This is a genomic window from Serinicoccus sp. CNJ-927 (assembly GCF_001942435.1).
In the GTDB taxonomy this organism is placed as follows: domain Bacteria; phylum Actinomycetota; class Actinomycetes; order Actinomycetales; family Dermatophilaceae; genus Ornithinicoccus; species Ornithinicoccus marinus.
In genome coordinates this window covers 22,147-41,823 of record NZ_MKKF01000051.1, presented here as the reverse complement: position 1 = coordinate 41,823, position 19,677 = coordinate 22,147, and the positions used below count along the sequence as shown (strand labels likewise).

The window sequence follows — 19,677 nt, the reverse complement described above, 5'->3', positions numbered from 1 at the left end:
GACGATGCCCACCACGGGGAAGCCGCCCTCGGCGCGGACGGGGCTGGGTGACGTCACGCGACCACCCTATCCAGCGAGCGCGCCTACACTGCGGCCCCGTGACCCCCTCCACCCCCGGGCTGCTCGCCCGCGCCCGCGCGGCCTACCGCGTCGTGGTCGCCGAGCTGGCCAAGTTCGGGACGGTGGGCGCGCTCGCCTTCGTCCTGGACACAGTGCTCTACAACGTCCTCGTCTTCGGGGTGCCCGGGGTAGCGGAGGGCCCGATGGCGGCGTCGCCGCTGTGGGGCAAGGTGGTCGCGACGAGCGTGGCGACCGTCCTCTCCTGGGTGGGCAACCGGCTGTGGACCTTCCGGCACCGCCGCAGCGAGCCGGTGGCCCACGAGTTCGCGCTCTTCGTGGTCTTCAACGCGCTCGGGCTGCTCATCGCGCTGGCGTGCCTGGGGTTCTCCCGCTACGTCCTCGGGCTGGACAGCCAGCTGGCCGACAACGTGTCGGGCAACGGCGTGGGGCTCGTGCTCGGCACGCTGTTCCGGTTCTGGGCCTACCGCACCTTCGTCTTCCGTGGCGAGCTGGACCTGGAGGGCAAGGGTCAGGGCGTCGTCGCCAGGGGCAGGTAGCAGGCGAAGACCGGCGGGAAGGTGTGGACCAGCTCCACCCGCCCCCCGATCGACTCGGCGGTCTCCCGGGCGACGGCCAGTCCGAGGCCGGTCCCCGCGCCGGTGGTGATGCCGCGGTCGAAGATGGTGCGCGCCAGGTCACGGGGTATGCCCGGCCCCTGGTCGGACACGGTGAAGATGGCCGAGGGGCCGGAGCGGTAGACGTGGACCCGCACGTCCCCGCGCCCGTGGACGAGGGCGTTCTCCACGAGGGTGTTGAGGACCTGGGACAGGACCGAGGCGCTCGCCTCGACGATCACCCCGCGCTCGCAGGTCAGCTCGACCACCCGGCCGCGCTCCTCGAAGGCGGGGGTCCACTCCTCGTCGAGCCCCGCCACGACGGCGTCGGCCGCCGTGACCGCACCGCCGCTGGCATGACCGGCGCGGGTCCGCTGCAGCAGGTCGTCCACGACGCCGGTCAGCCGCTCCACCTGGCCGATGGCGATCTCCGCCTCGGAGCGGGCCACCGCCGCGTCGTCGGACTGGGCGATCTCCTCCAGCCGCAGCAGCAGCGCGGCCAACGGGGTGCGGAGCTGGTGCGAGGCGTCCGCGGCGAAGGATCGCTCGAAGACGAGGGCCTTGGCGAAGGTGCTGTGGTGCCGGTCCACGACGCGGGCAACCGCGTCGATCTCGGCGATCCCGGACCGGAAGGGCTCAGGCTCGACCAGCCGCCCCGGCCGCGCCTCCGGGTCCAGGGCGAATCCACCCGAGGCCAGCTCGTCGGTGCGGTGGGCGAGCTGACGCAGCGGCCCGGCGGTGGTCTCGGCCGCGCGGTCGGCGAGCGAGCGGGCGATCGGGACCCCGGCCGCCAGCACGAGCATCCCGCACAGCACCATGATGAGCGGCAGCACCCACTCCGGCACCGCCCCCGCCCCGCCTGGCCAGGCGCTCTCCCGCACCTGCGGGAGCAGCCAGGCGACGAAGATCGCGAGCAGGAGGGCACCACCGGTGACGACGAGCACGATCCGCACCGCGAGCTCGCGCAGGATCCGGCGCACGGGTCAGTCCGTCGCCTCGGCGTCGTCCCCGTCCGGGTCGTTCTGGAAGCGGAAGCCCACGCCACGCACGGTGACGATGTGCCGCGGGTCGTGGGCGTCGTCGCCGATCTTGCGGCGCAGCACCGACACGTGCATGTCGAGGGTCTTGGTGGACCCGAACCAGGTGTCCCACACCTCGCGCATGAGGACCTCGCGGGAGACGACGCGGCCCTCCTCGCGCATCAGCACCCGCAGCAGGTCGAACTCCTTGGTGGTGAGCCGCACCTCCCGGTCGTGGAGGAAGACGCGGCGCGCCTCCACGTCCATCCGCAGGGCAGCACCGGTCGAGCTCGGAGCGGCGCCCGGACCGCGCCGCAGCAGAGCGCGCACCCGCGCCAGCAGCTCGCCGAGCCGGAACGGCTTGGTGACGTAGTCGTCGGCCCCGGCGTCGAGACCGACGACGGTGTCCACCTCCTCGCTGCGCGCGGTCAGCATGAGGACGGGCATCCGCACGCCGGAGTCGCGCAGCGAGCGGCAGACCTCGACCCCGTCGAGCTGGGGCAGCCCCAGGTCGAGTACGAGCAGGTCGTGCGGCAGGTCGCCGGTCGCCTCGGCGAGGGCCTGGCGCCCGTTCGGGGCCAGGGTCACCTCGTAGCCCTCGCGGCGCAGCGCTCGCGCGAGCGGCTCGGAGATCGTGGGGTCGTCCTCGGCCAGCAGCACTCGGGTCACGTCGTCTCCTCTCGGCAGGCGGGCTGCCAGTATGCGTGGTCGGTCACCCTCCGGGCCACTGCGGCGTCCGCTTCTCCGCGAAGGCGGCGACGCCCTCGGCGCGGTCCCGGCTGAAGGCCGTCGCGCGCCAGCAGCCGTCCTCGATCTCCAGCCCCGCGGCCAGGTCGGTGCCCTGGCCCAGGCGCATCGCCCGCTTGGCGTTGCGGACCGCCACCGGGCTGTTGCCGGCGATGGAGGCGGCCAGCTCCAGCGCCCGCTCGCGGGCGCTCCCCGCGTCAACCAGCTCGTCCACCACCCCCAGCTCGTGGCCCTCGGTGCCGGTGAGCCGGCGGGCGGTGAAGATCATCGACGCCGCCCGGGACCAGCCGACCCGGCGGGTGAGCAGCTGGGTGCCACCGCCGCCGGGGATGACGCCGACCCCCACCTCCGGCAGCGCCAGCGTCGCCTCACGACCGGCGACGAGGAGGTCGCAGGAGATCGCGATCTCCAGGCCGCCGCCCAGGGCATACCCCTCGACCGCGGCGATCGCCGGCATCGGCAGGTCGAGCACCCCGCGGTAGGCGAGCTTGGACACCAGCCGGTGGTCCATCATCTCGGCGTCGCTGAAGCCGTTGCGCTCCTTGAGGTCGGCGCCGACGCAGAACGCCGTGGCGTGGGTGCTCGTGACGACCACCGCGCGCACCGAGGCGTCCCGGGCCAGGTCGGCGGTGGCGGAGGTGATCTCCTCGGAGAAGGCCGTCGAGACGGCGTTCATCGCGTCCGGGCGGTCCAGGGCCAGCTCGACGACGTGGTCGCCGTGGCGGGTGAGCCGCAGCATCGTGGGTGCGTCCATGCGGGCGACGTTACTGCTCGCGCAGGTGCTCGACGTCACCGGCGTCGTGGACGCTCTCGCCACCGTCGGGCGGGGAGACGGCCACGACCAGCGCGCCCCGGTGGTCGACGCGGAGCGCCCGGCCGTGCGTCCGTCCGCCGTCCGGTCGGTGCACGACGACGTCCCGACCGAGGGTGGCGCAGCGGCTGCCGTAGGCGGCGTGCAGCGTCTCGTGGTCACCCTCGGCCACGGAGCGGTGCAGGTCGCGCAGCCGGTCCAGGTAGTCCTCGAGGAAGGACTCCCGAGCCCCGGGCGGCAGCGGGGAGCTTCCGCGGGCGAGCCGCCAGGAGGTCGCGGTGGGGACCGGCAGCCGGGTCCGGTCGTGGTCCACGTTGAGGCCGGCGCCGACGACGACCGCGCCGTCGTCGGCGACCTGGGTGAGGATCCCGCTGATCTTGCCCGGTGCCGGACCGTCCGCCACGAGCACGTCGTTGGGCCACTTCAGCCGCGCCTCGACCGGCCAGCGGCTGACGGCCAGCGCGTCGACCACCGCGACCCCGGCGGCGAGCGGGACCCAGCCGGCGAGCTCGGGCGCCACCGCGGGCAGCACGGCGCTGATCGCGAGGCAGTCCCCCGGCGGCGAGGACCACGAGCGGCCGCGCCGTCCCAGGCCGGCCGACTGGTGGTCGGCGACGACGACCCGGCCGGGGCGCGGGTCGCGCAGCGCCTCGAGGTTCGTCGAGGGCAGCGACTCGTGCCGCTCCGGCGCGGCCCAGCGCAGAGATGTCATGCGGCAAGGCTAAGTTGGGACCATGAGCGACACGCCGCGCGCCGAGCGCCAGGACGAGGACGGGCCGGATCTGCGCACCACCGCGGGTCGGCTGGCCGACTTCCACGCCCGCGCGCAGGAGGCGGCGCACGCCGCCTCCGACAAGGCGCTGGACAAGCAGCGCGCCAAGGGCAAGGGCACCGCCCGGGAGCGGGTCGAGGCGCTGCTCGACGAGGACAGCTTCACCGAGCTGGACGCCCTCACCCGCCATCGGAGCACCGCCTACGGGCAGGAGCGCCACCGGCCCTACGGTGACGGCGTGGTCACCGGTTACGGCACCGTCGACGGTCGGACGGTCGCGGTCTTCGCCCACGACTACACCGTCCTCGGCGGGTCGTTCGGCGAGGTCTTCGGGGAGAAGATCACCAAGGTCCTGGACCTGGCGATGAAGATCGGTTGCCCGGTCGTCGGCATCCACGACACGGGCGGGTCCCGGATCCAGGAGGGCGTGGCCTCGCTGGGCCTGACCGCGGAGATCTTCCGCCGCCAGGTGCACGCCTCGGGGGTCATCCCGCAGATCTCCCTGGTCATGGGTCCCTGCCCGGGCGGAGCGGCCTACTCCCCCGCGCTCAGCGACTTCGTGGTCATGGTCGAGGGGACCTCCCACCTCTTCCTCACCGGCCCGGACGTCATCGCGACGGTGACCGGCGAGGACGTCTCGCTGGACGAGCTGGCGGGGGCGCAGACCCACGCGACCCGCAGCGGCGTGGCCCACTACGTCGCCAGCGACGAGGACGACGCCTTCGACTACGTCAAGGAGCTCCTCGGCCACCTCCCGCAGAACAACCTCGAGGACCCGCCGGCCTACGACGAGGAGCCGGACACCGAGGTCGACGAGACCGACGAGGCGCTCGACAGCCTCGTCCCGGATGCCGCCGGCGCGGCCTACGACATCGTCGAGGCGGTCCGGGCGTCGTGGACGACAGGGACTTCCTCCAGGTGGCCGAGCAGTTCGCGCCCAACGTGGTCGTGGGCCTGGGGCGGGTCGAGGGCCGGCCGGTGGGCGTCGTCGCCAACCAGCCGATGCACCTCGCCGGGACGCTGGACATCGACGCCTCGGAGAAGGCCGCCCGCTTCGTGCGCACCTGCGACGCCTTCAACCTGCCCGTGATCACCCTCGTCGACGCCCCCGGCTTCCTGCCCGGCACGGACCAGGAGCTCGGTGGCATGGTGCGGCGGGGCGCCAAGCTGCTGTATGCCTACGCCGAGGCCACCGTGCCGCTGGTCACCGTCGTCGTCCGCAAGGCCGTCGGGGGCGCCTACGACGTCATGGCGTCCAAGCATCTGGGTGCCGACGTCAACCTGGCCTGGCCGACCGCCCAGATCGCGGTCACCGGGGCGCAGGGGGCGGCGAGCATCCTGCACCGCCGCGAGCTCGCGCAGGTCCGCGCCGACGGTGGCGACGTGGAGGCCGAGCGCGCCCGGCACGTCCGCGACTACGAGGACACCGTCGCCACAGCCTACCTCGCGGCCGAGCGCGGCTACGTCGACGCCGTCATCGCGCCCTCGCAGACCCGGGTGGAGGTCGCCCGTGCCCTGCGCCACCTGCGGACCAAGCGCTCCAACCGCGCCCCGCGCAAGCACGGGAACATCCCGCTGTGAGCGGGCAGGAGACGCCGGACGCGGTGGACGCGCCCGTGCTGCGGGTCGTGCGAGGCAACCCCACGCCGGCCCAGCTGGCGGCGCTCACGGCCGTGCTCGCCGGGCTCTCCGGGGACGGCGACCGGTCCGGCCAGAGGGGGTCAGGCTCCCGGCCGCGGACGTTGTGGACGGCGCGGTCCCGCTTCGCCCGCCCCCGCCCCGCGGTCGGACCCGGCGGCTGGCGGGCTTCCTCGCTGCCGCGCTGAGGACGGTCGCGGCCGGCCTGGGCGCCTCGCGACCGCGTGCTCAGGTCGCGACCGCGTCCGCGCCCTCCTCGCCCTGCTCCTGCAGCTCACGGCGCTCGGCCTCCGCCCGGGGTTTGAAGACGAACCAGCCGATCGCGATCGCCGTGAGGAAGAGCACGAGCATGACCGTGAACAGCGGCCAGATGCCGGTGAGCGCGATGACCGGCACGGCGAGCGCCGTCACCAGCCCGCCGCCGAAGAACGGCTCGAAGACGAGCTGCTTGTAGCCGAAGGCCTCGAAGGCCGGGCTCTCCGCGTCCGGGTCGGTGATCCGCATGAGGATGAGGCCGGTGGCGGTGACGCCCATCGACTGCCCGAAGTCGCCGATCCCGCGCTCGAACCAGTAGCGGCCGATGATGCGCGGGGCGAACCACAGGAACAGCCCCACGTTGAGCGCGATGCCCGCGATCGACAGCAGCACGAACGAGCCGATGTTGGACCCGATGGCCTCGAGCGAGAGCGTGCCGATGGCGGCGACGATGAGGAAGTCGAGGGCCCAGCCCTGGATCCGGAGCATGATCTGGTGGTCGATGAGGTGGTCCACACCGAGCGCGGAGGCGACCGCCTGGATCGCGACACCGCCGAGCAGGGCCAGCGGGAAGAGCGGGACGAAGGCGAAGATCTCCAGCGGGGTGTCGCCGTTGATGAGGACGCTGGAGTAGGTCTGCGCCTCGATCCAGCGCAGCGCCTCCAGCACGCACCACCCGATGAGGATGGCCACCGACACCAGGGCCATGTGCAGCGACAGCGGCTCGACCGAGGCGGGGCGGCTGGTCATCGTGCCGGCCGGGTAGTGCTCGTCCTTGCGGAACAGCCCCTTCTGCTCCTCGACCGAGGCCTTGACGTCGCCCTTGAGGATCTCGGTGCGCCCGGTCCGCACGCCCCAGTTGATGAGCGCGATCCCGATGACGACGCCGGCCACGATCCCCACCGTGGCGATCCCGACCGCGAGGTCGGCACCCTCGGCATACCCGAGGTCCTCCAGCACCGGGCGCATGCCGGCGGCCGTGCCGTGCCCGCCCTCGAAGCCCATCTCGAGGAGCGCGCCCACCATCGGCTCGGCGGCGAGCAGCGGCACCAGCACGAGCGCGGCGAGGCCCAGACCGACGACGTACTGCCCCGATCCCATCGCGACACCGAGCGAGAGCTGCGGGCCGACCAGCTTGCCGGCGCGCTTCGGGCTCGGCAGGTCCTGGCCGAGGAACATGGTGGCGAAGACGATGCTGATGAGCAGGCCGGGCAGCGCGCTCCACACCTCGAGCATCGAGCCGGTGAAGAGGCCGTTCTCCCCGACCGGGCCGCCGACCCGGCCAAGCACCTGCGGGCCGAGCAGCAGGAGCAGGAAGCCCCCGATGATCGAGCTGGGCAGGAAGAGCTTCTGCACCCAGCCGACCTTGACCCGGATCACCTTGCCCAGGAGCAGGAACAGGCCCAGGACGATCAGTGCGAAGCCGATCTGGTCAGCGGACATCGGTCACCCTCCCTCGTGTGCGTGGTCCGCACACTCTGGCACAGCGCGGGACGCACGGGAAGGGTCGACGACCGTCGCGTCAGGCCCGTCGGGCAGCGAGCCGGCGCTCCATCGGCTCGTGGAAGCGTTGCGGCAGGCAGCGGGCCGCCACCACCTCGCGCGCGGCCGCACCGTCGCCCATCGCGGCGGCGAAGGCGGTGCGCATGGTGACGCCGTGGCCCGGCGGCGGGCCGATCTCGAGCGGGTCGCCCGCCTCGATCCGTCCTGGCTCGACGACCCGGAGGTAGGCCCCGCACGCGCCCCGTTCGGTGAAGCGGCGCACCCAGCGCTCCTCCCCCAGGTGCCGGGCGAAGGTCGCGCAGGGCTGACGGGGGACGGAGACCTCCAGCAGGCTCGAGCCCACCCGCAGCCGCTGCCCGAGCTCGAGCCCGTCCACGTCGCAGTCCGCGGTGGTGAGGTTCTCCCCGAACATCCCGTCGCGCATCACGCGCCCCAGCTCGGACTCCCACCAGTCCAGCTCCTCGCGCGCCACGGCGTAGACGGCCTTGTCGGCCCCGCCGTGGTGTCGCGCGTCCCCGATGTGGTCGCCGACGGCACCGGAGCCGTCCCCGTGGTCCGGGCCGGGCGCGACCACCTCGATCCCGCTCACCGGCTGCTTGTCGATGCCGGTCACGCGCCGCGTGCCCGGGTCGGGCTTGGGCTTGGCCAGGTTGGTCGACCGCACGCGGGGGCTCATGCCCTCACGGTATGCGCTCCCGCCCCGTCGTCCCCGTCACGTCGGCGCGCGACGGCGAAGACCCGCCGGAAGGGCAGTACGACGCCCGCCTCGGAGCGGGGGTAGGCCCGCCGCAGCGCGTCCCGGAACTCGACGGTGAACTCCTCCCGCAGCCCCTCGGGCAGCGCCTGCAGGGTGGGCCGGGCGCCGGTGGCGGAGACCCAGGTGAAGACCGGGTCCGGGTCGGTGCCCGCCGGGTCGAGGACGTGCAGGTAGGTGGTCTCCCAGGCGTCGACCACGCAGCCGGCGGCGGTGAGCACCCGTAGGTAGTCGGCCGGGTCGTGCGACGACGGCGCGGCGATGCCGTCCAGGTGCGCGGCATACCGCGGCCGGTCCGCAAGCTCCCGGCGCAGGGTGTGGCTCGGCTCGTCGAAGTTGCCCGGCACGGTGAGCGCCAGAACGCCGCCCTCGCCGGGGCGCACCCGGGCGAAGAGTCCAGGCCCAGCACCTCGGCGTCCGGCCACCGCTCCCGCAACCACCGCAGCCCGTGACCGGGGCCGCAGCCGAGGTCGACGACCCGCCGTGGCTCCACCTCGGGGACCCGCGCCATGAGCTCGACGAACGGGCGGTCCCGCTCCGCGGCATACCGCCCGTAGTGCGCCGGGTCCCACCCGTGCCTGCCGGTGCTCATGCGACACCCTCCTCCTGCGCGCGCAGCGCGCGGTAGACGGCCCGGACCCCCACCGCCCGCTCCAGCTCCTGGGTGACGACCGAGAAGAACTGGTGCCGGTAGGTGTCGTCGGTGACCGCGCTGACGATGAAGTAGAGGCCGGAGAAGGAGGCGAGGAAGAGCGAGACCTTGACCAGCTCGGCCGACACGCTGCCCAGGTAGGGGACGTGGTGCGTCCGCTCCAGCCCGGTCCAGGCCAGCTGGGTCTCCTGCTGCATGATGATCGACCCGAAGACCAGGAGGAAGACGAAGACGGCGCAGATGAGCGCCACGACCTGGACCAGCTGGATGAGCAGCAGCGCGATGATGAGGTTCCACCGCTCGAAGCCGGTGACGCGGGCGTAGGCGGGGACGTCGACCCGCGGGTCCGCCGCCAGCGCGGCCTGGGTGGCCTCCATCGGGGTGCCGCGGCAGGCGCGCTCGAGGAAGGCGGCGTCGACGGCGTCGTCGGCCTTGTCGACCTCCTCAGGCAGCCGGACGAGCTGGAAGACGACCCCGATGCCGAGCAGCAGCAGGACGACCAGCCAGTGTGTGGCGAAGGGCAGGCTGGCGCTCATCTCCCAGGCCTCGGCGTTGATGAAGAGGAAGGCGACGAAAAGCAGCAGCAGCGGCAGCGCGCGCATCGCGGTGCCGACGAGCAGCGGGGCGCTGCGCACCGTGCGGCGCAGCGCGAAGGTGAGGATCGGCCGCGCGTGCAGGGCGGTCGAGGCATACCAGAGGGCGGCGAGGATGACGAGCGTGAGCCAGACCGCGGGGGCAGCGCTGACCTGCTGCGACACCCAGCCGAGGGTGCCGCCCAGCGCGGCGGTCGCCAGCAGCACGAGCGCCGCCAGCGGGAGGAGGTGGCGAGGCCGCAGGGCGGCGCGGGCCGCGGCCCGCTCGCCGGGCACGAAGTAGGACAGGCCGTTGGCCAGAAACCAGCGCTCGGTCTCGCGGCGGGGATCGGCGGGCTGGCGACGTCTGGGCACCGCCCCAGGGTAGGCGGGTAGGTTGGGCTCCCGTGACGACGTCGACCCGCACCCCCACCGACATCGACCGCCTCGCCGAGGAGCACCTCGACGCCATGGTGGCGCTCAGCCCGCTGGAGGCGACCTACCTCGGCGTCCCCGGCCGCGACACCGAGATCGACGACCTGTCGGTCGAGGGACTCCGGGCGCACCGGGACCAGGCGGCGCGGACGCTGCACCGGCTCGACACGGTCGAGCCGGAGGACGACACCGACCGGGTCACCGCGGCGGCGCTGCGCGAGCGGCTCGGCCTGGAGGTCGAGTCGCTGGACCTGGTGCTCGCGGGCCAGGCGCCGGTCGAGCTCAACGTCATCGCCTCGGCCCCGCAGGCGGTCCGGGACATCTTCGACCTCATGGCCAAGGACACCGAGGCGCACTGGGAGACGATCATCGCCCGGCTGGAGGCGGTGCCGACCGCGCTGGAGCAGTACCGCTCCGCGCTGCGCTGGTCGGCCGAGCAGGGCCAGCTGGCCCCGGTACGGCAGGTGCGCGCGGTCGCCGGGCAGTGCCGCGACCAGGCCGGGGACGAGGCGAGCAGCTTCGACGCGCTGACCGAGGAGAGCGCCGGTCAGCCGGAGGCGATCCGCACCCACCTGGCGAGCGCCGTGGGCGGTGCCAAGCAGGCGTTCGGCGCGCTCGCGGCATACCTCGAGGAGGAGCTGGTGGCGCGGGCGCCGGAGTCCGACGCCTGCGGCATCGAGCGCTACCGGCTGCACTCCCGCAGCTTCCTCGGTGCCGAGATCGACCTGGAGGAGACCTACCGCTGGGGGCAGGAGGAACTGGCCCGGATCACCGCGATGATGCGCGAGACCGCCGAGCAGATCCGGCCGGGCGCGTCCGTGGCGGAGGCCGTCGCCGTCCTCGACGAGGACCCGGGGTATGCCCTGGAGGGCACCGAGGCGCTGCGCGAGTGGATGCAGGTCACCGCGGACCGCGCGGTCGCCGAGCTGACCGACAGCCAGTTCGACGTGCCCGAGCCGGTGCGGCGCATCGAGTGCATGATCGCGCCCAGCCAGACCGGGGGGATCTACTACACCGGCCCCAGCGAGGACTTCACCCGGCCGGGGCGGATGTGGTGGTCGGTGCCGAAGGGGGTCACCCGCTTCTCGACCTGGCGCGAGCTGACGACCGTCTACCACGAGGGCGTTCCGGGCCACCACCTGCAGATCGGGCAGACGGTCTACCGCTCCGAGCTGCTCAACCGCTGGCGGCGGCTCGCGTCGTGGACCTCCGGGCACGGCGAGGGGTGGGCGCTCTATGCCGAGTGGCTCATGGCCGACCTCGGTTACATGGACGACCCCGGCAACCGGATGGGGCTGCTGGGCGGCCAGTCGCTGCGCGCCGCCCGCGTCGTCATCGACATCGGGGTGCACTGCGGCTTCGAGGCGCCGGCCGAGGTCGGGGGCGGGCAGTGGACCTACGACAAGGCCTGGCAGTTCCTCACCACGCACGCGCACGAGAACGAGGAGTCGCTGCGCTTCGAGCTCGACCGCTACCTGGGGTGGCCGGGGCAGGCGCCGAGCTACAAGATCGGCGAGCGGCTGTGGCTCGAGCTGCGCGAGGAGTGCCGGCGCCGCGAGGGCGAGGACTTCGACCTCACAGCCTTCCACCGGCGGGCGCTGGACATCGGCGGGGTCGGCCTGGACACGCTGCGGGCGGCGGTGCTCGGCGAGCTGTGAGCGGCCCGGCCAAGACCGTGTCCTTCACCCCGGCCGTCAACACGGCGCCGCTGCGCGTCATGGCCAAGATCGGCCTGGTGCACGACCCGGCACGCGACGTCGACCACCCCCGAGTGGGCGCCACGGCATACCCTCGGCTCGTGCGGCACCTCTTCCACGCGACCGGCGAGTTTGGGCAGGCACACGTGGTGCTGGCCGGTATGCCCCTCGCCCAGCTCGTCCAGGTCCGTGCCGAGCGCGCGCAGCTCGGCGGCGGCATACGTGATCGTGGGCCTCGAACCCGCGGTCGGCGAGGTAGGCCGCTTCGAGCCTGGCCTCGATCTTCGCCCGCGAGCGCGAGCCGCACGTTGCCCGTGTTGATGTAGGCGGCGAGGCTCTGGAAGCCCGCCTCCTCGGTCACCCGCAGGATGTCGTCCTGGGGAACTGCTGGCGCGCGCCGAGGTTGATGGCGCGGAGGAAGGCGACGTGGGTGGCCATGCCGCGATCCTGCCACCTGGCCGCACCCCGTCTGGCGGTGGGAGCACGTGACAGGCCCGCGACGACGAGGGTCTGTCGGTGGCTACTCATACACTTGTTCGGAAGACGGGCCACCTTCGCGACGGCTCGGAGGCCCGGGGAGGGGGTGACGCACGATGACCGATCCAGCGCGGGACGGGCGAGCAGCGGACCAGGACGACCAGCAGGGCGCGACCGGGGAGCGGGGGCGGGGTGCTGCGCTGCTGGCCGAGCTCGGGGAGGTGTCGGCGACGCGCTCCCGGGCCGAGCGTCGCCTGCTGGAGGTGGCGCACCAGCTCGTCGCGGCGACGGGTGCTGCGCTGCTGGCGCAGAAGGGGTTCAGCAGTCTCGAGGAGCTGACCGCCACGGAGCGACGCCGTTGGCGGGCGGAGGCGAAGCGCCTGTGCGTCGCCGAGATCCGGCTCCGGCTGGGCGTCGGTGAACGGGAGGCGCGCGCGATGACCGGACTGGCCTGCTCGCCGGTCGACGTGCGCGGTCAGGTGCTGGGAGCGCTGGACCGGGCCGAGGTGACCTGGGGTCTCGTGCGCGGCTACTGGGACCGGTGCGGCTCGTTGCCCGCGGAGCGGGCTGCGCTCGTGGCGGAGGTGCTCTTCGGCACCGACCCGGCCACCGCGGCGGTCGAGCGGCTCGACAGCGAGGGCGACCTGCGGGAGGAGCCCTGGCAGCACGCCGACTACTGGGCGAGGCTGGAGCGGGAGGCCGTCCGGGCCGAGGGTGAGGACGTGCAGGCTGAGCGGGAGCGGCGCCGCGCCGCCTACCGGGCGCGGCGGTCGTGGTTGTCCGTGCACGACGACGGGACCGCCACCCTGAGCGTCACCGGAGCGCTGACGACGATGAGCGGGATCCATGCGCGGATCGAGCATGCCGCGCGGGCCCTGCGGTCGGCCGGCGACGAGCGGACCCTCGACCAGCTGCGCTCGGACGTCCCCGCAGGCCTGCTGCTCTACGGCACGGTGCCTATGCCGGAGGCAGAGGTCGAGGAGGACCTCACCCTGGCCGACCTGGCGGCGATCCATCGGGTCACCACCGCACAACCGCAGGTCGAGCTGCAGGTCGTCGTGCCGTGGGAGTCGCTGGCTGGGCGCGCGGCGTCCGACGCGCACGGCATGGATCCGCCGAGCCACCGAACGGCGTTGCCGGACCGGACTCCCCGTACAGGTGCCGAGGGGGACAGGACGCCCGAGGTGAGTGCCGCACCGGACTGCACGCCCGCGGGAAGTGCTGAGCCGGACCGCACGCCCGCGGGAAGTGCTGAGCCGGACCGGACGGCCGGGACGGATGACGGGCACGGGCGCCTCGGCCCGGTGCCGCGGCTCGGGTCGGTGGGCCAGGTCCTGGGGCACCACCCTGTCTTCATCTCACCCGGCCATGCCCGCGAGCTCGCCCTGGCCCCGGGGACGACTCTGTCCCGGCTGCTGGTGGACCCCGCCGACGGTCGGCTCATCGAGCGGACCATCACCCGCTACCGTCCGGATGCCGACATGCGTCGGCAGGTGATCGCCGCCGACGTCCACTCGCGGTCACCACTGACCAGGGTGCCCGCCTCCCGGTGCGAGCTCGACCACGTCGTGCCCTTCGGCGCCGTCGGCGGGGTGACCGGCGAGCTCAACCTGGGCTCCCTCGACGTCCGCACCCACCAGTTCAAGACCGCACGCACGTGGTCGGTCACGATCAACCGGCGGCGAGACCTGCGCTGGTGCACGCTGCTCGGCCAGAGCACGACCACCCGGGTTCACGACTACCGGCAGTACCTCGAGCGGGCGGTCCTCGCCCGCGGCTCGGGTTCAGGTGGTCACGCGACGGGTGGTCACGCGACAGGTGGTCGAGTGACGGCCGGTCAGGCGACGGCTGGTGAGGCGACGGCCGCTCGTCCGACGGGTGGCAGCGCCGCCGACGATCACCCGACAGACAGCCCCGCGGTCGATGGCTCAACCACGCAGACCTGGGAGTCCCGCCGCGACCTCGCCTGCCAGGCGCTCTACGCCGGCCTGGTGCACCGCGGGGCCGACGCCCTCCTCTCGGACCTCGACGACGACGCCGACGACGGCACTCCTCACACCGGCTGGTGCTCGGTCACCCGTCGTCGCTCAGACACCCCCGTGCCGACGCCGGAGGAGGTGCTGGGCCTTCCGCTGGACGTCACCGAGCATGCCCACGGAGAGCCGGAGGAGCACGACACGACGCGTGGGACCGGCCGGGGCGATGCACCCGGCGCCCCGTGGTCATCACGCGAGACCGAGCCTCCCCCGTTCTGAGTCCCCATCTGACCCGGCGCTACCTCCCCTCCCCCCCGGCACTTCCCTTCCCGCAGGGGCTCCCTGACGACCGCGGGCTGATCACGGAGTCCACCGCCCCACGCCTCGACCTCCCGCCCGAATCCTGCTCAAGCGGTGACGTCACGCCCCGTAGGCTGTGCCCCGTGATCCCGCTCGTGCTCGCGTCCGCGTCCCCGGCCCGCCTCACCACTCTGACCAGGGCCGGAGTCCGGCCCGAGGTGATCGTGTCGGGTGTCGACGAGGACGCGGCGATCGCCGCGGCACAGGAGCGGCACGGAGAGCTCGAGGCCGCCGACGTCGCGCTGACCCTCGCCCGGGCCAAGGCCGAGCAGGTGAGCGCCGAGCACGACGTCGACGCACTCGTGCTCGGTTGCGACTCGGTGCTCGAGCTGGACGGCGAGATCTTCGGCAAGCCGCACTCCTCGCAGGTGGCCATCGAGCGCTGGCAACGCATGCGGGGTCGCTCCGGGGTCCTGCACTCGGGCCACTGGGTCATCGACGACCGGAGCGAGGGCTCCGGCGCGACGCTCGGCGGGACCGCCTCGACCACCGTGCACTTCGCCGACCTCACCGACGCCGAGATCGCGCACTACGTCGCCACCGGCGAGCCGCTCCACGTCGCCGGCGGCTTCACCGTCGACGGCCTCGGCGGCCCCTACGTCACCGGCATCGAGGGCGACTACCACGCCGTGGTCGGTGTCAGTCTGCCGCTGCTGCGCGACCTGGTCGGTCAGCTCGACCTCGCCTGGCACGAGCTCACGGACCACGCCTGAGCCGCATGCGCGGCGGCAGTCCCCGGGCGTGACCCGGACCGCTGCCGCCGTCGGCGGCCGAGCACGCCATCGACCTCGTCACCGTGGACCGGGACGACGAGGCAGGGGTAGAGCAGCTCGTGGGTGACGGGGTCGACCTCCTCGTCGATGCCCTCGGGTATGCCCCCTCGCAGGCCGAGCACCTGGCCCGCCTCTCGCGTCGCTGCGGCGGGACGGCATACCTCAGCGCGAAAGCCGTCTACGTCGATCCGTGCGGCCACCACCTCAACTCCCCCGGCGGCGCCCACTTCACCGCGCCGGTCCCCGAGAGCACGCCGACGATGGCCTGGGCCGGGCACGAGGTCAGGAGCCGGGAGGGCTACGGCGCCGGCAAGGCGGAGTCCGAGCGTGTGCTGCGGGACCACGGCGAGCGCGTCAGCGTGCTGCGACCGAGCACGATCCACGGCGCCTGGGTGCGGCGGGTGCGCACCGCCGCAGTGCTCGACCTCGCCCGCCGGGTCCGCCGAGGGGAGGGACCCACGGTCGCGGTCCTCCCGCGTCCGGGGCGGCGACGTGGTCGAGTCGACCACGTCCACCGAGGTCCTCGCGGGTGCCGTGCTCGCCCGCGCCGACCGCCCCCGGACCTCCCCTGGCGCGTGCCCATGGTGCTCGACACGACGCGCCTCACGCACCTCGGTGTCACCCTGCCGACGTCCACGGACGCGCTGGAGCAGGAGGTCCGCTGGCTTCTCCACCAGCGAGGAGACTCCCCCGGCGCCGCGTCCTCCCCCGGTCAGGCGTCGTAGTCGATGGTGACCGTCTCGGTCACCGGGTGCGACTGGCACATGAGGCGGTAACCGCGCTCGACCTCGTCCGGCTCGAGGGCGTAGTTGCGCTCCATCCGCACCTCGCCGTCGACGACCTTGGCCCGGCAGGTGCCGCAGACGCCGCCGGTGCAGGAGAAGGGGGCGTCCGGCCGCTCCCGCAGCGTCGCGGCGAGGATCGTCTCGGCCGTGGTCTGCATCGGCACGGTCGTGGTCCGACCGTCCAGGGTCACCGTGGCGACCGCCTCCGGCGGCGCGCCCGGGTCCACCGGTTCCACAGGCGTCTGCTCCGTCACCGGGGCCCCGTCGCCGTCGACGTGGAAGATCTCGTGGTGCACGTGCTCGGAGTCCACACCACGCTCGGCGAGGATCTCCCGCACCGTCTTCACCATCCCGAACGGCCCGCAGAGGTACCACTCGTCGACCTGGTCCTCGGGGATGAAGGTGGCGAGCAGCTGCTCGACCTTCTCCCGGTCGATACGGCCGGTGAGCAGCTCGGCGTCCTGCGGCTCCCGGGAGAGCACGTTGAGCAGCGTGAACCGGCTGGGGAAGCGGTTCTTGAGGTCCATCAGCTCCTCGAGGAACATGACGGAGTCGGTGCGGCGGTTGCCGAAGACGAGGGTGACCCGGGAGTGCGGCTCCTCCTCCAGGGCCGTCGTCAGCAGCGAGAGCACGGGGGTGATCCCGGAGCCCGCGGCGATGCCGACGTGGTGCCGCGTCGCGGTCGGCTGCGTCGGGCAGGTGAACGACCCCATCGGGGTCATGACCTGCACTGTGTCCCCCGCCTGCACCTGCTCGTTGAGCCAGGTCGACATGAGCCCGCCGGGCACGGTCGCGGTGGCGACCCGCAGCTCTCCCCGCTCCCGGGACTGCGCGCGCGAGATGCAGCAGGAGTAGGAGCGCCGGGCGTCCTCGCCGTCGATGGTGGCGCGCACGGTGAGGTGCTGCCCCGGCTCGAAGGTGAACTCCTCGCGCAGCTCCTCGGGGATCTCGAAGCTGATGGCGACCGCCTGGTCGGTCAGGCGGTCCACCCGGCGCACCGTGAGGTCGTGGAACCGCGCGCGACGGCGGGTCGGCTGCTGGATCAGGCTCAACGAATCGCTCCTGTCGGGGGTCTGGGGCGCAGCCCCAGCTGCGGGGGGACCCGGGGGCGGAGCCCCCGGGCGATCAGATCGTCTTGAACTCGTCGAACGGCTCCCGGCACGTACGGCACCGCCGCAGCGCCTTGCAGGCGGTCGACCCGAAGCGGGCGACCTCCTCGGTGTCCTGCGATCCGCAGTGCGGGCAGGCGACCACCCGGATCTGCAGCCCGATGGGCACCGGGCCGGCCGCGTGCGCCCGGTCGCCGGTGGGCGGCGCGATCCCGAAGCGGCGCAGCTTGGTGCGCCCCTCCTCGCTCATCCAGTCGGTGGTCCACGCCGGCGAGAGCCGGGTCACGACGTCGACGGGTATGCCGTGCCGCTGCGCCGCCTCGCGCACGCCGTCCTCCATCGCGTGCATGGCGGGGCAACCGGAGTAGGTCGGGGTGATGGTCACCCGGAGCCCGGGGCTGCCGTCGACGTCGGCGGGCTCGACGTCGCGGATGACCCCGAGGTCGTCGATGGTGATGACCGGGATCTCGGGGTCGGCGACCCCGCGGATCGCCCGCTCGGCGTCCGCTAGCTCGGCGTCGGTCAGCCCGGCGCGGGCCGGCTCAGGGCGGTCTCCTGGGGCAGCCACCATCACCAGGTCGCCCCGGGATGGCTGCGGTGGATGTGCTGCATCTCGGCGAGCAGGTAGCCCATCTGCTCGGAGTGGATCCCGTCGCGACCGCCGCGAGCGTGCCAGCGGGGCGCGTCGGGCATGCTCAGCGTGGCCCGCTCCAGCACCTGCCCGACGTGCTCGTTGACGGCCTCGGTCAAGGTCGACGGGAGCACGCCGATCCCCTGCTCGGCGGCCCAGCGCGCGGCGTCGTGGTCCTCGCCCAGCTCGGCGAGGTAGGGATGGACGGCGACGAGCCCCTGCTGCATCCGCTCGTGGCTCTCCGCGGTGCCGTCGCCGAGGCGCAGCACCCACTGCGTCGCGTGGTCGCGGTGGTAGTCGACCTCCTTGACCGCCTTCGCGGCGATGGCGGCCAGCGTCTCGTCGGCGGAATCGAGCAGGCGGGCATACAGCTCGCACTGGTAGGCGGAGAACCACAGCATCCGCGCCATCTCGTGCGCGAAGTCGCCGCGCGGCTGCTCGACGAGCTGCACGTTGCGGAACTCGCGCTCGTCGCGCAGCATCGCGAGGTCGTCCTCGTCCCGCACCGGGTCGGCGTCCTCCACCTCCCCGGCGCGGGTCAGCAGCGCGCGGGCCTGCCCGACGAGGTCGAGCCCGACGTTGCCGAGGGCCATGTCCTCCTCGATCTGCGGGGCATGGGTGAGCCACTCCCCGAGCCGCTGGGCATAGATGAGGGCGTCGTCGCCGAGTCCGAGGAGGTAGTCGACGTGGTGCTGCTCGCTCACAGGTACTCCACGTCCTCCGGCACGTCGTAGAACGTGGGGTGCCGGTAGACCTTGTCGGCGGCCGGGTCGAAGAAGCTGTCGCGCTCGTCCGGGCTGGAGGCGGTGATGTCGCTGGAGGCGACGACCCAGATCGACACACCCTCCTGCCGCCGGGTGTAGAGATCCCGCGCGTTGCGCAGCGCCATCTCCCGGTCGGGGGCGTGCAACGACCCGGCGTGCACGTGCGAGAGCCCACGCTTGGCCCGCACGAAGACCTCCCACAGCGGCCAGCCGGCGGTGGTCATGCGACCTCCTGCGCGGCCTGCTTGTCGGCATACGCCGCCGCGGCCTCACGCACCCACGCGCCGTCCTCGTGCGCCTGGACGCGGGTGCTGATCCGCTGCTCGTTGCACGGGCCGTCGCCCTTGAGCACGCGCCAGAACTCGTCCCAGTCGATGTCGCCGAAGTCCCAGTGCCCGCGCTCCTCGTTCCACCGCAGGTCCGGGTCGGGCAGGGTCAGGCCGAGCTTCTGCGCCTGCGGGACGGTCATGTCGATGAACTTCTGCCGCAGGTCGTCGTTGGAGAACCGCTTGATCCCCCAGGCCATGCTCTGGGCGGTATGCCCGTTGCTGGCGGCCTCGCCGGAGTCCGGCGGGCCGAACATCATCAGCGCCGGCCACCACCACCGGTCGGCGGCGTCCTGCGCCATCGCCTGCTGCTCCTCGGTACCGCGGGCCAGCGTCCAGAGGATCTCGAAGCCCTGCCGCTGGTGGAAGGACTCCTCCTTGCACACCCGGATCATGGCGCGGGCGTAGGGGCCGTAGGAGCACCGGCACAGCGGCACCTGGTTCATGATCGCGGCACCGTCCACGAGCCACCCGATCGCGCCGACGTCGGCCCACGTCAGGGTCGGGTAGTTGAAGATCGAGGAGTACTTCTGCTTGCCCTGGTGCAACTTGTCGAGCAGCTCGGAGCGGTCCACGCCGAGGGTCTCGGCGGCGGAGTAGAGGTAGAGCCCGTGGCCCGCCTCGTCCTGCACCTTGGCCATGAGGATCGCCTTGCGGCGCAGGCTGGGCGCCCGGCTGATCCAGTTGCCCTCCGGCTGCATGCCGATGATCTCGGAGTGCGCGTGCTGCGCCATCTGCCGGATCAGGGTGGTGCGGTAGGCCTCCGGCATGGCGTCGCGCGGCTCGACCCGCTGGTCGTCCTCGACCAGCCCGTCGAAGTAGGCGGCGAGCGCCTCGGTGTAGTCCTCCGTCTCCGCCGCGTTGAGCGGCGAGGGCTTCGCCTGGGTGTCGGTGCCTGGCTGGCCGAAGTCGTTGCCGTACATGACCTCAGTGTGCCAGAGATCCAC

At 73.2% G+C, this 19,677-nt stretch carries 20 protein-coding genes and 1 pseudogene; 8 read left to right on the top strand and 13 right to left on the bottom strand.

What is annotated here, in order from left to right; translation table 11 throughout:
- Window positions 1–98: 98 nt before the first annotated feature.
- On the top strand, window positions 99–617 hold the full coding sequence (locus BJF86_RS15615) for a GtrA family protein (protein ID WP_075820307.1): 519 nt from the start codon (window positions 99–101) through the stop codon (window positions 615–617).
- On the opposite strand, the gene BJF86_RS15610 is transcribed toward BJF86_RS15615, so the two are convergent.
- Genes BJF86_RS15610 through BJF86_RS15595 form a run of 4 tightly spaced genes read right to left on the bottom strand, consistent with a single transcriptional unit; the run spans window position 590 to window position 3,963 of the window.
- The gene (locus BJF86_RS15610; protein WP_075820305.1) at window positions 590–1,654 is read right to left on the bottom strand and encodes a sensor histidine kinase; all 1,065 of its coding nucleotides are present in this window, start codon (window positions 1,652–1,654) and stop codon (window positions 590–592) included. The two genes, BJF86_RS15615 and BJF86_RS15610, sit on opposite strands and share 28 nt — an antisense overlap.
- A gap of 3 nt (window positions 1,655–1,657) precedes the next feature.
- Window positions 1,658–2,362, bottom strand: coding sequence for a response regulator transcription factor (locus tag BJF86_RS15605; RefSeq protein WP_028130868.1), 705 nt, complete (start codon window positions 2,360–2,362; stop codon window positions 1,658–1,660).
- Between the two features lie 43 nt (window positions 2,363–2,405).
- Window positions 2,406–3,194: an enoyl-CoA hydratase-related protein gene (locus BJF86_RS15600; protein WP_075820303.1), complete on the bottom strand. Its 789-nt coding sequence runs from the start codon at window positions 3,192–3,194 to the stop codon at window positions 2,406–2,408.
- A gap of 10 nt (window positions 3,195–3,204) precedes the next feature.
- The gene (locus tag BJF86_RS15595) at window positions 3,205–3,963 is read right to left on the bottom strand and encodes a biotin--[acetyl-CoA-carboxylase] ligase (RefSeq protein ID WP_075820301.1); all 759 of its coding nucleotides are present in this window, start codon (window positions 3,961–3,963) and stop codon (window positions 3,205–3,207) included.
- Window positions 3,964–3,985: 22 nt separating this feature from the next.
- Here BJF86_RS15595 and BJF86_RS15590 point away from each other — a divergent pair.
- Window positions 3,986–5,604: pseudogene (locus BJF86_RS15590) on the top strand (acyl-CoA carboxylase subunit beta).
- Window positions 5,601–5,849: an acyl-CoA carboxylase subunit epsilon gene (locus tag BJF86_RS15585; protein WP_075820299.1), complete on the top strand. Its 249-nt coding sequence runs from the start codon at window positions 5,601–5,603 to the stop codon at window positions 5,847–5,849. The pseudogene BJF86_RS15590 and the gene BJF86_RS15585 overlap by 4 nt, the downstream one beginning before the upstream one ends.
- Window positions 5,850–5,889: 40 nt before the next feature.
- Here the strand turns inward: BJF86_RS15585 and BJF86_RS15580 are convergent, their stop codons facing one another.
- The 4 genes from BJF86_RS15580 to BJF86_RS15565 all read right to left on the bottom strand — a co-directional run bounded on the left by BJF86_RS15580 (window position 5,890) and on the right by BJF86_RS15565 (window position 9,772).
- On the bottom strand, window positions 5,890–7,359 hold the full coding sequence (locus tag BJF86_RS15580) for a sodium/glutamate symporter (RefSeq protein ID WP_075820297.1): 1,470 nt from the start codon (window positions 7,357–7,359) through the stop codon (window positions 5,890–5,892).
- Window positions 7,360–7,438: 79 nt separating this feature from the next.
- The gene (locus BJF86_RS15575) at window positions 7,439–8,095 is read right to left on the bottom strand and encodes an MOSC domain-containing protein (RefSeq protein ID WP_075820296.1); all 657 of its coding nucleotides are present in this window, start codon (window positions 8,093–8,095) and stop codon (window positions 7,439–7,441) included.
- Window positions 8,092–8,556, bottom strand: coding sequence for a hypothetical protein (locus BJF86_RS15570; RefSeq protein WP_321166211.1), 465 nt, complete (start codon window positions 8,554–8,556; stop codon window positions 8,092–8,094). Before BJF86_RS15570 ends, BJF86_RS15575 begins: the two co-directional genes overlap by 4 nt.
- A 205-nt stretch (window positions 8,557–8,761) precedes the next feature.
- On the bottom strand, window positions 8,762–9,772 hold the full coding sequence (locus BJF86_RS15565) for a hypothetical protein (protein WP_075820294.1): 1,011 nt from the start codon (window positions 9,770–9,772) through the stop codon (window positions 8,762–8,764).
- 32 nt (window positions 9,773–9,804) lie between these two features.
- Here BJF86_RS15565 and BJF86_RS15560 point away from each other — a divergent pair, with 32 nt between their 5' ends.
- The 5 genes from BJF86_RS15560 to BJF86_RS15540 all read left to right on the top strand — a co-directional run bounded on the left by BJF86_RS15560 (window position 9,805) and on the right by BJF86_RS15540 (window position 15,840).
- Entirely contained in the window at window positions 9,805–11,490 is a 1,686-nt protein-coding gene (locus tag BJF86_RS15560) for a DUF885 domain-containing protein (RefSeq protein ID WP_075820292.1), read from the top strand.
- Window positions 11,487–11,855, top strand: coding sequence for a hypothetical protein (locus BJF86_RS17700; RefSeq protein ID WP_075820290.1), 369 nt, complete (start codon window positions 11,487–11,489; stop codon window positions 11,853–11,855). The genes BJF86_RS15560 and BJF86_RS17700 overlap by 4 nt, the downstream gene beginning before the upstream one ends.
- Before the next feature lie 267 nt (window positions 11,856–12,122).
- Entirely contained in the window at window positions 12,123–14,261 is a 2,139-nt protein-coding gene (locus tag BJF86_RS15550; protein ID WP_075820288.1) for a hypothetical protein, read from the top strand.
- 164 nt (window positions 14,262–14,425) lie between these two features.
- Window positions 14,426–15,055 (top strand): Maf family protein, encoded by a 630-nt coding sequence (locus BJF86_RS15545; protein ID WP_075820286.1) that lies wholly within the window; start codon window positions 14,426–14,428, stop codon window positions 15,053–15,055.
- Window positions 15,056–15,138: 83 nt separating this feature from the next.
- Entirely contained in the window at window positions 15,139–15,840 is a 702-nt protein-coding gene (locus BJF86_RS15540; RefSeq protein ID WP_075820284.1) for a hypothetical protein, read from the top strand.
- On the opposite strand, the gene paaE is transcribed toward BJF86_RS15540, so the two are convergent.
- From paaE to paaA, 5 genes are all read right to left on the bottom strand, one after another.
- The gene (paaE, locus tag BJF86_RS15535) at window positions 15,828–16,952 is read right to left on the bottom strand and encodes a 1,2-phenylacetyl-CoA epoxidase subunit PaaE (RefSeq protein WP_075820282.1); all 1,125 of its coding nucleotides are present in this window, start codon (window positions 16,950–16,952) and stop codon (window positions 15,828–15,830) included. The genes BJF86_RS15540 and paaE overlap by 13 nt on opposite strands.
- A 73-nt stretch (window positions 16,953–17,025) precedes the next feature.
- Window positions 17,026–17,535, bottom strand: a complete 510-nt coding sequence (gene paaD / locus BJF86_RS15530; protein WP_075820444.1) for a 1,2-phenylacetyl-CoA epoxidase subunit PaaD — start codon at window positions 17,533–17,535, stop codon at window positions 17,026–17,028.
- Between the two features lie 44 nt (window positions 17,536–17,579).
- Window positions 17,580–18,344, bottom strand: coding sequence for a 1,2-phenylacetyl-CoA epoxidase subunit PaaC (gene paaC, locus BJF86_RS15525; protein WP_075820280.1), 765 nt, complete (start codon window positions 18,342–18,344; stop codon window positions 17,580–17,582).
- Window positions 18,341–18,628, bottom strand: coding sequence for a 1,2-phenylacetyl-CoA epoxidase subunit PaaB (paaB, locus tag BJF86_RS15520; RefSeq protein ID WP_022924214.1), 288 nt, complete (start codon window positions 18,626–18,628; stop codon window positions 18,341–18,343). The genes paaC and paaB overlap by 4 nt, the downstream gene beginning before the upstream one ends.
- On the bottom strand, window positions 18,625–19,653 hold the full coding sequence (gene paaA, locus BJF86_RS15515) for a 1,2-phenylacetyl-CoA epoxidase subunit PaaA (RefSeq protein WP_022924215.1): 1,029 nt from the start codon (window positions 19,651–19,653) through the stop codon (window positions 18,625–18,627). Before paaA ends, paaB begins: the two co-directional genes overlap by 4 nt.
- Window positions 19,654–19,677 lie beyond the last annotated feature (24 nt).